Genomic DNA, 11980 nt, shown 5'->3' with positions numbered 1-11980 from the left:
GGCACGAAAGACCGCACGTGCGCCGTTTTGATCAACTCTACCCAGAAAATACGCGATACCTATGCTGCTCATTCCGGCCATCGATCTTAAGGACGGTCAGTGCGTGCGCCTCAAACAAGGCGATATGGACCAGGCGACCATTTTTTCAGAAGATCCTGCAGCGATGGCCCGACATTGGGTCGATCGCGGCGCCCGTCGGCTGCATCTGGTCGATCTGAACGGCGCGTTCGCCGGCAAGCCGAGAAACGGCGACGCGATCCGCGCGATCCTCGACGAGGTCGGCAGCGAGATCCCCGTGCAACTCGGCGGCGGCATTCGCCACCTGGAAACCATCGAGCGTTATCTGGACGACGGCCTGTCGTACATCATCATCGGCACGGCGGCGGTGAAGAATCCGGGCTTTCTTCAGGACGCGTGCAGCGCGTTCGGGGGGCACATCATCGTCGGGCTGGACGCGAAGGACGGCAAGGTCGCCACGGACGGCTGGAGCAAGCTCACGGGCCACGAGGTCGTCGATCTCGGCCGCAAGTTCGAGGACTACGGCTGCGAATCCATCATTTACACGGATATCGGCCGGGACGGGATGCTTCAGGGCATCAACATCGACGCGACCGTGCGCCTCGCGCAGGCGGTGAAGATTCCGGTGATCGCGAGCGGCGGGCTGTCGAGCATCGCGGATATCGAATCGCTCTGCGAGGTCGAGAGCGAGGGCATCGAAGGCGTGATCTGCGGTCGCGCGATCTATTCCGGCGATCTCGATTTCAAGGCGGCCCAAACGCGCGCCGACGCGCTGCGCGAAGCCGACGGCGCCTGACGACGCCAGAGCGCGAGCACATCTGAGCAGCACACCGGGCGGCCGCGACGCCGCCCTTACTTCGTAAGTGGCAAGAACATGGCTCTCGCAAAACGCATCATTCCCTGTCTGGACGTGACCGCCGGTCGCGTCGTCAAGGGCGTCAATTTCGTCGAACTGCGCGACGCGGGCGATCCCGTCGAAATCGCGCGTCGTTACGACGATCAGGGCGCCGACGAACTCACGTTTCTCGACATCACCGCAACCTCCGATCAACGCGATCTGATTCTGCCGATCATCGAGTCGGTGGCGTCGCAGGTGTTCATTCCGCTGACGGTCGGCGGCGGCGTGCGCGCGGTCGAGGACGTGCGGCGTCTGCTCAACGCGGGCGCGGACAAGATCAGCATGAATTCGTCGGCGGTCGCGAATCCGCAACTCGTGCGCGACGCGTCGGACAAGCACGGTTCGCAGTGCATCGTCGTCGCGATCGACGCCAAGCGCGTGTCGGCCGAAGGCGAGACGCCGCGCTGGGAAGTGTTCACGCATGGCGGCCGCAAGGCGACGGGCATCGACGCGATCGAGTGGGCGCGCAAGATGGCCGAGTACGGCGCGGGCGAAATTCTTCTGACCAGCATGGATCGCGACGGCACCAAGGCCGGCTTCGATCTCGCGTTGACGCGCGCCGTATCGGACGCGGTGCCGGTGCCGGTGATCGCGTCGGGCGGCGTCGGAACGTTGCAGCATCTCGCGGACGGCATCGTCGAAGGCCACGCGGACGCGGTGCTTGCCGCGAGCATCTTTCACTACGGCGAGCACACGGTCGGCGAGGCGAAGCGCTTCATGGCCGATCACGGCATTTCGGTGAGGACGTAAGCGGTGAGCGATCAAATGACCTGGCTCGACAAGGTGAAGTGGGACGCGAACGGCCTCGTGCCGGTGATCGCCCAGGAAGCTTCGACCAACGACGTGCTGATGTTCGCGTGGATGAATCGCGAGGCGCTCGCGAAAACCATCGAACTGAAGCGGGCGGTGTACTTCTCGCGCTCGCGTCAGCGCCTGTGGTTCAAGGGCGAGGAATCCGGTCACGTGCAACACGTCCACGACGTGCGCCTCGATTGCGACGAAGACGTCGTGCTCCTCAAGGTCGAGCAGGTGTCGGGCATCGCGTGCCACACCGGCCGCCATTCCTGTTTTTTCCAGAAATTCGAAGGCACGGCGGAAAGCGGCGACTGGGTCGCCGTCGAGCCGGTCCTGAAAGACCCAGAAAGCATCTACAAATGACGCAAGCCAATACGCTGGACACGCTGCTGCGCCTCGCCGCCGTCATCGACAGTCGCAAGGGCGGCGATCCGGAACAATCCTACGTTTCCCGACTCTTTCACAAGGGTGACGATGCGGTCCTGAAAAAGATCGGCGAGGAAGCGACTGAAGTCGTGCTCGCCGCCAAGGACGCGCGTCATGGCGGCGCGCCGAAAGCGCTCGTCGGGGAAGTCGCCGATTTGTGGTTTCATTGTCTCGTGATGCTGTCGCATTTCGATCTGAGCCCCGCCGACGTGGTCGCTGAACTGGAGCGTCGCGAAGGGTTGTCGGGGATCGAAGAGAAAGCGCTGCGCAAGTCGCGCGAGCGCGAACAAAGCGGCAGCTGACGAGCATCTCGCTTTCGAGCGAAGGAGGGCAAGCATGAACCGGCAGTACGAACCCTATCCGCCGCCTGTCGTTCAGAACTCTGATGACCCTGAACGTCTGCGCAGCATTCGCACGTTCACGCATGTTCTGTATGCGTTGTATGCCTTCTATTGGCTGACCGGCGGACTTACCGGCCTCGTCGCCATCATCCTCAACTACATCAAGCGTGGCGATGCCGCCGGAACGCCGTATGAGGATCACTTCACCTGGCAGATCCGCACGTTCTGGTGGGCAGTGCTGGGGCACGTGATCGGTTTCGCGACGATCTGGATCGGCATCGGCTTCCTAATTCTCGCCGCGGTCAGCATCTGGACGCTTTATCGCATCATCAAAGGCTGGTTGTATCTCTACGAGAACAAGACGATTCAACCGCGTGCGTGGTTCTGACTCTGCTTTGATCGGACAGGCCAGCACAGGGAGACACGGGACATACATGAGTCAAGACAACTGCATTTTTTGCAAGATCGCCACGGGTCAACTGCCGAGCACGAAGGTCTATGAGGATGAAGAGTTCGTCGCCTTCAACGACATCAATCCGGCAGCGCCGGTGCATGTCCTGGTGATCCCGCGCAAGCATATTGAAACACTTTCCCACTGCACAGAAAGTGACAGTCCGCTGCTTGGTAGAATGGTGAGTCTCGTCGGACGTTTGGCGAAAGATCTGGGTGTCTCTTACACGGGAGGCGACACCGGTTTTCGCACGGTAATTAATACTGGGCCGGGCGGCGGGCAGGAGGTGTATCACATCCACGCGCATTTGTTGGCCGGCGAGCGCCCGTGGCGCCGAATGGGGTAATGCGGCAATCTAAGTTCGCTTTCTCCTTTCCAATGAAATATTGGGCGAGCAAAATCGATAGTTGAAGTTGAGGCGGGACAGCCTCAGCTGAGGCCGCAAGGCCAGTCTTCCGTCCTCGGTACCCAATTCGGGGCGGAATCACGGAGAGTTTTCATTCATGGGTTCGTTAAGCATTTGGCATTGGTTGATCGTTCTGCTGATCGTGGCGCTCGTGTTCGGCACGAAGAAACTGCGCAATATCGGCGGCGATCTGGGCGGCGCGGTGAAGGGTTTCAAGGAAGGCATGCGCGAAGGCGAGACGCCGGCAAACTCGCCCGATCAGCGCGAGCTGCCGCGTAACGGCGCCGTGGACGTCGAGGCGAAGGACAAGTCCCGTTCGGGCGACTATCGCTAATCCGTCCGCCGACGGTAACCCTCCACTTTTCGTTCAATGCTCGATCTCGGTCTGACCAAAATGGCGGTCATCGGCGTCGTGGCGCTGGTGGTCCTCGGGCCGGAGCGCCTGCCCGGCGTCGCTCGCACGGCGGGGGCGCTGTTCGGGCGCGCGCAGCGCTATATCAACGACGTCAAATCGGAAGTCTCGCGCGAGATGGAACTCGATGAGCTGAAGAAAATGCGCACCGAGTTCGAAACCGCGGCGTCGAATGTCGAATCGACGATTCATGACACGCTGCGTCGTCATGAATCCGACTTGAACGATGCATGGAAAGAGGGCACGTCGGTCACACCGAGCATTGCGGGCAGCGCGGGCGAATCGGCGGACAGCGCCGCGTCGGACAAGCCCTGGGCAAACACGTCTTCATCGACGTCAACCAGGCGCAAGAACTGGCGCGTGAAACAGGCCGCGATTCCCAACTGGTACAAGCGCACGACTTCGCGTCGCACGCGGGTCCAATCGGGCGCGGCGCGCGTCGCTCGTCATACGCCCGCCACCCTGCGCCGGCAGACGAAGTTCTTCTGAGCGAGCCGCGATTCCTTCATCGATGATTTCTACCGAGGGCCGGCGTGAGCGACCCGCAACACATTAAAGAAGAGCCCGTCGAAGAGACGTTCATTTCGCATCTGGTCGAATTGCGCGATCGCATCATTCGCGCGGGCGCTTCAGTCATCGTCGTATTCATCGCACTGGTGTACTGGGCGCCGGACATCTTCAAGCTGCTCGCCCGTCCGCTGATGCAGAACCTGCCAGCCGACGGCAAGATGATCGTCACCGATGTCACCGGTTCGTTCTTCGTGCCGATGAAGGTGACGATGCTCGTCGCCTTCGTGATCGCGTTGCCGATCGTGCTGTATCAGGTCTGGGCTTTTGTCGCGCCGGGTTTGTATCAGCATGAGAAGAAGCTCATCGGGCCGCTCGTATTCAGCAGCTACGCGCTCTTTCTGTGCGGCATGGCGTTCGCGTACTTCGTCGTGTTCCCGACTATTTTCCGTGTGATGGCGCACTACAACGCGCCACTGGGCGCGGAAATGACGACGGATATCGACAATTACCTGAGCTTCGTGCTGACGATGTTCATCGCGTTCGGGGTGACTTTCGAAGTTCCGATCGTCGTCGTGCTGCTCGCGCGCATGGGCGTCGTATCGATCCAGAAGCTCAAGCAGATCCGCCCGTATGTGATCGTCGGCGCGTTCGTTATTTCAGCGGTCGTCACGCCGCCTGACGTTTTCTCGCAGCTCATTCTCGCGATTCCGCTCATCATTCTTTATGAGGCGGGCATCATCGCGGCGCGGCTGGTAGTCGGCAAGGAACAGGTCAAGAACGAGGAGCCCGCGGCGGAGTAAGTGCGGCGTATTGTCGCGGCGGGAGTCGGCGTCGTGCGAACAAAAAAGGCAGCTTCGAGCGATCGAAGCTGCCTTTTTGCTTTCACGGATGCGTCGTTTTATTCGTCGCCCTGGTCACCCTGATCGCCTTGATCTTCGTCCGGCATCTGCGGCGCGCGTGGTTGCGCGGGACGCTTGCCGATCATCACGTTGACGTCCAGTTCCTTGTTCTTGCGCATCAGGTGAACCTTCACTGATGTGCCCGGCTTGATCTGCGCGACGACGTTGAGCAGGCGCGTGGTGTCGGTGATCGTGTCGTCGTTGATTGAGACGAGGATGTCGCCCGGCTTGATGCCCGCCTTGTCCGCCGGGCCGCCTTGCAGCACGCCCGCGACGATTGCGCCGGACTTCTGATCCAGCCCGAACGATTCGGCGATCTCCGGCGTGACGTCCTGAGGCTCCACGCCGATCCAGCCGCGCGTGACCGTGCCCGTCGTGATGATGCTTTCGAGCACGCTGCGCGCGGTCGACACGGGAATCGCGAAGCCGATGCCGAGCGAGCCGCCGCTACGCGAATAGATCGCCGTGTTGATGCCGAGCAGATTGCCGTTCACGTCCACCAGCGCACCGCCCGAATTGCCGGGATTGATCGCCGCGTCCGTCTGGATGAAGTTCTCGAACGTGTTGATGCCGAGGTGATTGCGCCCGAGCGCGCTCACGATGCCCATCGTGACCGTCTGGCCTACGCCGAACGGATTGCCGATCGCGAGCACGACATCGCCGACGCGCGTCTGATCCATGCGGCCGAGCGTGATGCTCGGCAGATTGGTCATGTTGATCTTCAGCACGGCGAGGTCGGTTTCCGGATCGACGCCGATCACTTTCGCGCTGGACGTGCGACCATCGGCGAGCGCGACTTCGATTTGATCCGCCCCGTCGACGACATGCTGGTTCGTTAGAATGTAACCTTCCGAGCTGACGATGACGCCGGAGCCGAGATTCGATGCAGGCGGCTCGTCGCTCTTGCGTTTGTTCTTGTCACCGAAGAAATAGCGGAACAGCGGGTCTTTCGCACGCGGGTCGGGCGGCAGATTGCCGTCCTTGCTGGAGAAGACGTTCACGACGGCCGGCATCGCCTTTTGCGCGCCTTCCGAGTAGGACGACTGAACCGGGCGCGAGCCGATGCTCGGCGCCACCTCCTGCAACGCGACGATCGGCTCGGCAAGCTGCTTGCCGAATTGACCCTGACGTTGAAGCCACTGCGGTTTCAAGGTCGCGATGATGAACATCAGGGCCAAAAGCACGGTGACCGCTTGGGCAAAAAATAGCCAGAAGCGTCTAAGCATTTGAAGGGATAGAGGATTTCATGGATCGGATCGAACTCGAATTGTATCTGAACAATCTGCTGGAAATCGGCCGCTTCAAGGACTATTGCCCTAACGGTCTGCAGGTTGAAGGCGCGCGCCGCGTGCAGAAGATCGCGACCGGCGTAACGGCCTCGCAGGCGTTCCTCGAGGCCGCGCTGGAGTGGGGCGCGGACACCGTGCTCGTGCATCATGGCTACTTCTGGCGCAACGAGGCGCCGCAGATCACAGGGCGCAAGCACCGGCGGCTGCGCACGCTGATCGCCAACGACATCAATCTCTTCGCTTACCATCTTCCGCTCGATTCGCACCCGGAGCTGGGCAACAATGCGCAGATCGGCGCGCGACTCGGGCTGATCGCCGACAGCCGTTTCGCCGATCAGGATCTCGGCTGGGTCGCGACGCTCGCCATGCCGCTTTCGCTCGAGCATTTCAGCGCGATGGTCGAGAACGCGCTCGGCAGGAAGCCCCTCGTGTTCGGCGATACGGACAAGGAGTTGCGTCGCGTGGCGTGGTGCACGGGCGGCGCGCAGGGCTATTTCGAAGACGCGATCGCGGCGCGCGCGGACGTATATCTGAGCGGCGAAGTCTCGGAACAGACGATGCACATCGCGGCGGAATCGGGCGTGGCGTACATCGCGGCCGGCCATCACGCGACGGAGCGCTACGGCGTGCAGGCCGTCGGCGCGCATCTGTCCGAGCAGTTCGATATCGAACATCTTTTTATCGACATCGATAATCCGGTTTAATACGTTGTTAAGCCGGCGTGTCGATTATTGGTTCTTGCAGCTGCCTGAATGAAGCTTCACCAGTTTGCGCGAAAAACGTGGGGAAAACCCTGAAGCATCAATCACTTCGAGTGATTTTTGCTAGTCAGCCCTTGTAAATGCTAACTCCATTCGCGCACACTAACGGCGAACAACTGATGTGACGGTATAAATCCAACTCAGAAGTGGGGCGTGTGATGCGAGACAAGGATGAAAAACGCGTCGACGGCGGCCGCCGTTCCTGGCTGATTGCGACGACCGCAGCAGGTGGTTTCGGAGCTGTGGCAACCGTAGTTCCTTTTGTAGGTTCGTTCGCTCCATCGGAGAAGGCCAAGGCGGCGGGCGCGCCTGTCGAGGTCGATATCAGCGGACTCAAGCCAGGCGAAATGATGACCGTCGCCTGGCGCGGCAAGCCGGTGTGGATCGTCAACCGCACCGACGAAATGCTGGCCGACGTCAAGAAGGCCGACAACGAAGTGGCCGACCCGAAGTCGAAGATGGAATTTTCGATGCCGTTGCCGGAGTACTGCAACAACGAGTTCCGCTCGCGCGCCGAACACAAGAACATTTTCGTAGCGGTCGCCGTGTGCACCCACTTGGGCTGCACGCCTACGCCGCGCTTCCAGGAGGGTGCGCAACCCAATCTCCCCGATAACTGGCCGGGCGGCTTCCTTTGCCCGTGCCACGGTTCGACCTATGACATGGCCGGCCGCGTCTTCAAGAACAAGCCCGCGCCGCAGAACCTGGACATTCCGCCGTTCATGTTCACTTCCGCGACGCAACTCGTGATCGGCAAGGACGAAAAGGGAGAGGCGTAAATGGCGACCGCAGACAAGGAAGTGGAGGCAACGGGCTTGACCGGCTGGATCGACCGCCGGTTTCCGATGACCTCGACCTGGAAGAAGCACGTATCCGAGTACTACGCGCCGAAGAATTTCAACTTCTGGTACTTCTTCGGCTCGCTCGCGCTGCTGGTGCTGGTGAATCAGATCGTCACCGGCATTTTCCTGACGATGAACTACAAGCCCGACGCGACGCTCGCGTTCGCATCGGTCGAGTACATCATGCGCGAGGTGCCGTGGGGCTGGCTCATCCGCTACATGCATTCGACAGGCGCGTCGATGTTCTTCGTCGTCGTGTATCTGCATATGTTCCGCGGGCTGATGTACGGGTCGTATCGCAAGCCGCGCGAACTCGTCTGGATCTTCGGGTGCGCAATCTTTCTCTGCCTCATGGCCGAAGCGTTCTTCGGTTACCTGCTTCCGTGGGGGCAGATGTCGTTCTGGGGCGCGCAGGTGATCGTGAATCTGTTCTCGGCGATTCCGTTCATCGGCCCGGATCTGTCGCTGTGGATTCGCGGCGATTACGTCGTGTCGGATGTCACGCTGAACCGCTTCTTCGCGTTCCACGTGATCGCGATTCCGCTGGTGCTGATCGGGCTCGTGGTCGCGCATCTGGTCGCGCTGCATGAAGTGGGCTCGAACAATCCGGACGGCATCGAGATCAAGGCGAAGAAGGGCCCGGACGGCATTCCGCTCGACGGCATTCCGTTCCACCCGTACTACTCGGTGCACGACTTCATGGGCGTGTGCGTGTTCCTGCTGATCTTCGCCGCGATCATCTTCTTCGCGCCGGAAATGGGCGGCTACTTCCTCGAAGCCAATAACTTCGTGCCGGCCAACCCGCTGCAGACGCCGCCGGAGATCGCTCCGGTGTGGTACTTCACCGCGTTCTACGCGATGCTTCGCGCGACGACCGATCCGTTCAAGATCGTGCTGATGATCGTGATAGCGCTGCTCGGCGTGCTCGCGCTGGTGAAGGGGCGCGGCAAGTGGCGGCTCGGCCTTCCCGTGCTCGCGGCCCTCGTGCTGATTTTCATGGCGCTGACGGAATCGAAGTTCTGGGGCGTGGTCGTGATGGGCACGGCAGTCGTGTCACTGTTCTTCTTGCCGTGGCTCGACCGCAGTCCGGTGAAATCGATCCGCTATCGGCCGCTTTTCCATAAGGTCTTTTACGCGATCTTCATCTTCGCGTTCCTGATGCTCGGTTTCCTCGGCACACGACCGCCATCGCCGGCCGCGACGCTGATCGCGCAGGTCTGCGCACTGATCTATTTCGCGTTCTTCCTCGGCATGCCTTTCTGGACGCCGCGCGGCAGATTCAAGACGCCGCCTGAGCGAGTGCACTACAAACCTCACTGAGCGCACGTCCGGAGACAAATACGATGAAAAAATGGCTCTCTACAATAGCGATGATCGGCGCGGCGCTGCTCGCGTTCGGTGCGGCGCCGGCGTTTGCGCAGGAAGAAGCGGTGCTCGATCGCGCACCTGACAGTTCGGACAATCTGGCGTCTTTGCAGCATGGCGCCCAAGTTTTTGTAAACTACTGCCTGAACTGCCACAGCGCGAATCTGATGCGGTACAACCGGCTGACCGATCTCGGCATCAGTCAGAAGCAGATTCAGGAGAACCTGCTCTTCTCGACGGACAAGGTCGGCAACACGATGTCCATCGCGATGCGCCCGGAAGACGCGAAAGCGTGGTTCGGCGCGTCGCCGCCGGATCTGTCGGTCGAGGCGCGGGCGCGCGGCAACGACTGGCTCTATACGTACTTGCGGAGTTTCTATCGCGATCCGACGCGGCCGACCGGCTGGAACAACCGCGTGTATGAGAATGTCGGCATGCCGCACGTGCTCTGGACGCTTCAGGGCATTCGCGATGCGAAATTCGAGACCGATACGGACGAAAAGACGGGCGAAAAGGTAAGAAGATTCGTCGGTTACACTCAGGTTACGCCTGGTGCCATGTCATCCGTGGATTATGATTCAACTGTGGCCGATCTCGTTTCGTACATGTCGTGGATGGCGGAACCCGCGCAGCAGACGCGCAAGCGGCTCGGTGTCTGGGTTCTGCTGTTCCTGGCGCTCCTGAGTTTCCTCGCGTGGCGCCTGAACGCGGCATACTGGAAAGATATCAAATAGCGCGCCTTCGACGGCGTGGGTCGGCGCGACGACGTTTTCCTTGAGAAAACGCCGCGGCCGGCCCTTCGAGTTTACTGAAGGAACTTTAAAAACATGATGGTTCTGTATTCCGGCACTACTTGCCCCTTCTCCCAGCGCTGCCGGCTGGTGTTGTTCGAAAAGGGCATGGACTTCGAGATTCGCGACGTTGACCTGTTCAACAAGCCGGAAGACATCGCGGTGATGAACCCGTACGGACAGGTGCCGATCCTCGTCGAGCGCGACCTGATCCTGTACGAGTCGAATATCATCAACGAATATATCGACGAGCGTTTCCCGCACCCGCAACTTATGCCGGCGGATCCGGTGCAGCGCGCCCGCGCGCGCCTGTTCCTGCTGAACTTCGAGAAGGAACTGTTCGTTCACGTCGGCACGCTCGAGAACGAGAAGGGCAAGGCCGCCGAGAAGAATCACGAGAAGGCGCGCGGCGCGATCCGCGATCGCCTCACGCAACTCGCCCCGATCTTCCTGAAGAACAAGTACATGCTGGGCGAAGAGTTCTCGATGCTCGACGTCGCGATCGCTCCGCTGCTGTGGCGTCTGGATCACTACGGCATCGAACTCTCGAAGAACGCTGCACCGTTGATGAAGTACGCCGAGCGGATTTTCAGCCGCCCGGCTTATATTGAAGCGCTGACGCCTTCCGAAAAGGTGATGCGTCGATAGTTTGAGTGCGTTGGGACGCGGCGGCGCGGTTTCGCGCGGCCGCATTCCGGCAGAGGAAAGTTGATGCAAGAGATTTCCACCAAGCCGTATTTGTTGCGCGCGCTGTACGAGTGGTGCACGGACAACGGTTTCACGCCCCATATCGCCGTGCGGGTCGATGCCGCTACGCGCGTGCCGCGTCAGTTCGTGCGCAACGACGAGATCGTGTTGAACATCAGTTTCGAGGCGACGAGCCAGCTGCAGATGGGCAACGAGTGGATCGAGTTCAGCGCGCGGTTCTCCGGCAAGTCGCACAAGATCGAGGTGCAGGTCGCGAACGTGCTCGCTATATACGCGCGCGAAAACGGACAGGGGATGGCGTTCCCGGTCGAACAGACGCATTCCGGTTCGGAACTGGCGAGTGCATCTGTCGGGGCGCGATCGCCTGAACGTGAGACACGGCAGATCGAGGAGCCCGCTGGTGAGCGTGCGGAGTCCGCTCCGAAAGATGAGTCGCACGCCGCCACAGATGACGACGACGCTTCGAAATCACCCGCGAGGTCTCACCTCAAAGTCGTTAAATGAAGTAGAATCTCGCTCTTCGCCGGCTTAGCTCATCTGGTAGAGCAGTTGATTTGTAATCATCAGGTGGCGGGTTCGAGTCCTGCAGCCGGCACCAAGACTTACGCCGACGGGTCGTGCGATGTCCGCACGACCCGTTTGCTTTGAGTCGGCAGGATCAGTAGGTTGAGTCAATGAGAAAACGCTTCGAATCTTGTTGACACGAACCGAAATGTTGTTCATAATCTCGTTTCTCTGCTGCTGATGCAGCGACGCAAGACGGAAGTTGAGGTGGTAGTGCTCTTGCGATGTGCTCTTTAAAAACTAACAGCCGATAAGTGTGGGCGCTTGATGCGAGTGCGGTTTCAGTCTTTTGGGCTGAGACAACAAGCAAAAGTATCAAGAGTCTCACACGAAGTATCAGAGGAAGGTTTTTCTGTTTTAGGACAGGATAATCATCGTCAGAACGTTGAGTGAGCGACCGGTTCTTAACGGAACCGAAAAACAGTAACAGGTTTGAACTGAAGAGTTTGATCCTGGCTCAGATTGAACGCTGGCGGCATGCCTTACACATGCAAGTCGAACGGC

General features: G+C 60.2%; 16 protein-coding genes and 1 tRNA gene. 16 read left to right on the top strand and 1 reads right to left on the bottom strand.

Annotation, left to right across the window (positions count from 1 at the left end; translation table 11 throughout):
• Window positions 1-61 precede the first annotated feature (61 nt).
• The 9 genes from hisA (at window position 62) to tatC (ending at window position 5057) form a co-directional block, all read left to right on the top strand.
• Complete coding sequence (gene hisA / locus QCE73_RS12980) at window positions 62-814, top strand: 1-(5-phosphoribosyl)-5-[(5-phosphoribosylamino)methylideneamino]imidazole-4-carboxamide isomerase (RefSeq protein ID WP_035506628.1); 753 nt, start codon at window positions 62-64, stop codon at window positions 812-814.
• Window positions 815-892: 78 nt separating this feature from the next.
• Window positions 893-1666 carry an imidazole glycerol phosphate synthase subunit HisF gene (hisF, locus tag QCE73_RS12975; RefSeq protein ID WP_035506626.1) on the top strand — a complete coding sequence of 258 codons (774 nt, stop codon included), beginning with the start codon at window positions 893-895 and terminating at the stop codon, window positions 1664-1666.
• 15 nt (window positions 1667-1681) lie between these two features.
• Window positions 1682-2074: a phosphoribosyl-AMP cyclohydrolase gene (gene hisI / locus QCE73_RS12970; protein WP_309882003.1), complete on the top strand. Its 393-nt coding sequence runs from the start codon at window positions 1682-1684 to the stop codon at window positions 2072-2074.
• The gene (locus QCE73_RS12965) at window positions 2071-2439 is read left to right on the top strand and encodes a phosphoribosyl-ATP diphosphatase (RefSeq protein WP_106857392.1); all 369 of its coding nucleotides are present in this window, start codon (window positions 2071-2073) and stop codon (window positions 2437-2439) included. Before hisI ends, QCE73_RS12965 begins: the two co-directional genes overlap by 4 nt.
• 34 nt (window positions 2440-2473) lie before the next feature.
• Window positions 2474-2866 carry a hypothetical protein gene (locus tag QCE73_RS12960; RefSeq protein WP_309881533.1) on the top strand — a complete coding sequence of 131 codons (393 nt, stop codon included), beginning with the start codon at window positions 2474-2476 and terminating at the stop codon, window positions 2864-2866.
• Between the two features lie 46 nt (window positions 2867-2912).
• On the top strand, window positions 2913-3275 hold the full coding sequence (locus QCE73_RS12955; protein WP_035506769.1) for a histidine triad nucleotide-binding protein: 363 nt from the start codon (window positions 2913-2915) through the stop codon (window positions 3273-3275).
• Between the two features lie 157 nt (window positions 3276-3432).
• Window positions 3433-3669 carry a Sec-independent protein translocase subunit TatA gene (gene tatA, locus QCE73_RS12950; RefSeq protein ID WP_309881531.1) on the top strand — a complete coding sequence of 79 codons (237 nt, stop codon included), beginning with the start codon at window positions 3433-3435 and terminating at the stop codon, window positions 3667-3669.
• A gap of 36 nt (window positions 3670-3705) precedes the next feature.
• On the top strand, window positions 3706-4236 hold the full coding sequence (tatB, locus tag QCE73_RS12945) for a Sec-independent protein translocase protein TatB (RefSeq protein ID WP_309881530.1): 531 nt from the start codon (window positions 3706-3708) through the stop codon (window positions 4234-4236).
• 44 nt (window positions 4237-4280) lie between these two features.
• The gene (tatC, locus tag QCE73_RS12940) at window positions 4281-5057 is read left to right on the top strand and encodes a twin-arginine translocase subunit TatC (RefSeq protein WP_035506608.1); all 777 of its coding nucleotides are present in this window, start codon (window positions 4281-4283) and stop codon (window positions 5055-5057) included.
• A gap of 98 nt (window positions 5058-5155) precedes the next feature.
• On the opposite strand, the gene QCE73_RS12935 is transcribed toward tatC, so the two are convergent.
• Window positions 5156-6382, bottom strand: coding sequence for a S1C family serine protease (locus tag QCE73_RS12935; RefSeq protein ID WP_035506606.1), 1227 nt, complete (start codon window positions 6380-6382; stop codon window positions 5156-5158).
• A 20-nt stretch (window positions 6383-6402) separates the two neighbouring features.
• On the opposite strand from QCE73_RS12935, the gene QCE73_RS12930 reads away from it, so the two are divergent.
• The 7 genes from QCE73_RS12930 (at window position 6403) to QCE73_RS12900 (ending at window position 11510) form a co-directional block, all read left to right on the top strand.
• On the top strand, window positions 6403-7149 hold the full coding sequence (locus QCE73_RS12930) for a Nif3-like dinuclear metal center hexameric protein (RefSeq protein WP_187609285.1): 747 nt from the start codon (window positions 6403-6405) through the stop codon (window positions 7147-7149).
• Window positions 7150-7364: 215 nt separating this feature from the next.
• On the top strand, window positions 7365-7985 hold the full coding sequence (gene petA, locus QCE73_RS12925) for a ubiquinol-cytochrome c reductase iron-sulfur subunit (protein WP_309881528.1): 621 nt from the start codon (window positions 7365-7367) through the stop codon (window positions 7983-7985).
• Complete coding sequence (locus tag QCE73_RS12920) at window positions 7986-9368, top strand: cytochrome bc complex cytochrome b subunit (RefSeq protein ID WP_309881527.1); 1383 nt, start codon at window positions 7986-7988, stop codon at window positions 9366-9368.
• Between the two features lie 23 nt (window positions 9369-9391).
• Window positions 9392-10147 carry a cytochrome c1 gene (locus QCE73_RS12915; protein ID WP_250484207.1) on the top strand — a complete coding sequence of 252 codons (756 nt, stop codon included), beginning with the start codon at window positions 9392-9394 and terminating at the stop codon, window positions 10145-10147.
• 93 nt (window positions 10148-10240) lie between these two features.
• Complete coding sequence (locus QCE73_RS12910) at window positions 10241-10852, top strand: glutathione S-transferase N-terminal domain-containing protein (RefSeq protein ID WP_014192402.1); 612 nt, start codon at window positions 10241-10243, stop codon at window positions 10850-10852.
• Between the two features lie 63 nt (window positions 10853-10915).
• Window positions 10916-11416, top strand: coding sequence for a ClpXP protease specificity-enhancing factor (locus QCE73_RS12905; protein WP_309881526.1), 501 nt, complete (start codon window positions 10916-10918; stop codon window positions 11414-11416).
• An 18-nt stretch (window positions 11417-11434) separates the two neighbouring features.
• Window positions 11435-11510 (top strand) — tRNA-Thr (locus QCE73_RS12900).
• Window positions 11511-11980: the final 470 nt, after the last annotated feature.

The organism is Caballeronia sp. LZ029 (genome assembly GCF_031451275.1).
GTDB classification, from domain to species: domain Bacteria; phylum Pseudomonadota; class Gammaproteobacteria; order Burkholderiales; family Burkholderiaceae; genus Caballeronia; species Caballeronia jiangsuensis.
This window is presented reverse-complemented; position numbering and strand designations above follow the sequence as displayed.

Excerpts from the sequence above, each read along its gene's own strand:
- hisA (WP_035506628.1), top strand. The coding sequence starts at position 62 with ATGCTGCTCATTCCGGCCATCGATCTTAAGGACGGTCAGTGCGTGCGC.
- hisF (WP_035506626.1), top strand. The coding sequence starts at position 893 with ATGGCTCTCGCAAAACGCATCATTCCCTGTCTGGACGTGACCGCCGGT.
- hisI (WP_309882003.1), top strand. The coding sequence starts at position 1,682 with ATGACCTGGCTCGACAAGGTGAAGTGGGACGCGAACGGCCTCGTGCCG.
- QCE73_RS12965 (WP_106857392.1), top strand. The coding sequence starts at position 2,071 with ATGACGCAAGCCAATACGCTGGACACGCTGCTGCGCCTCGCCGCCGTC.
- QCE73_RS12960 (WP_309881533.1), top strand. The coding sequence starts at position 2,474 with ATGAACCGGCAGTACGAACCCTATCCGCCGCCTGTCGTTCAGAACTCT.
- QCE73_RS12955 (WP_035506769.1), top strand. The coding sequence starts at position 2,913 with ATGAGTCAAGACAACTGCATTTTTTGCAAGATCGCCACGGGTCAACTG.
- tatA (WP_309881531.1), top strand. The coding sequence starts at position 3,433 with ATGGGTTCGTTAAGCATTTGGCATTGGTTGATCGTTCTGCTGATCGTG.
- tatB (WP_309881530.1), top strand. The coding sequence starts at position 3,706 with ATGCTCGATCTCGGTCTGACCAAAATGGCGGTCATCGGCGTCGTGGCG.
- QCE73_RS12935 (WP_035506606.1), bottom strand. The coding sequence starts at position 6,382 with ATGCTTAGACGCTTCTGGCTATTTTTTGCCCAAGCGGTCACCGTGCTT.
- QCE73_RS12930 (WP_187609285.1), top strand. The coding sequence starts at position 6,403 with ATGGATCGGATCGAACTCGAATTGTATCTGAACAATCTGCTGGAAATC.
- petA (WP_309881528.1), top strand. The coding sequence starts at position 7,365 with ATGCGAGACAAGGATGAAAAACGCGTCGACGGCGGCCGCCGTTCCTGG.
- QCE73_RS12920 (WP_309881527.1), top strand. The coding sequence starts at position 7,986 with ATGGCGACCGCAGACAAGGAAGTGGAGGCAACGGGCTTGACCGGCTGG.
- QCE73_RS12915 (WP_250484207.1), top strand. The coding sequence starts at position 9,392 with ATGAAAAAATGGCTCTCTACAATAGCGATGATCGGCGCGGCGCTGCTC.
- QCE73_RS12910 (WP_014192402.1), top strand. The coding sequence starts at position 10,241 with ATGATGGTTCTGTATTCCGGCACTACTTGCCCCTTCTCCCAGCGCTGC.
- QCE73_RS12905 (WP_309881526.1), top strand. The coding sequence starts at position 10,916 with ATGCAAGAGATTTCCACCAAGCCGTATTTGTTGCGCGCGCTGTACGAG.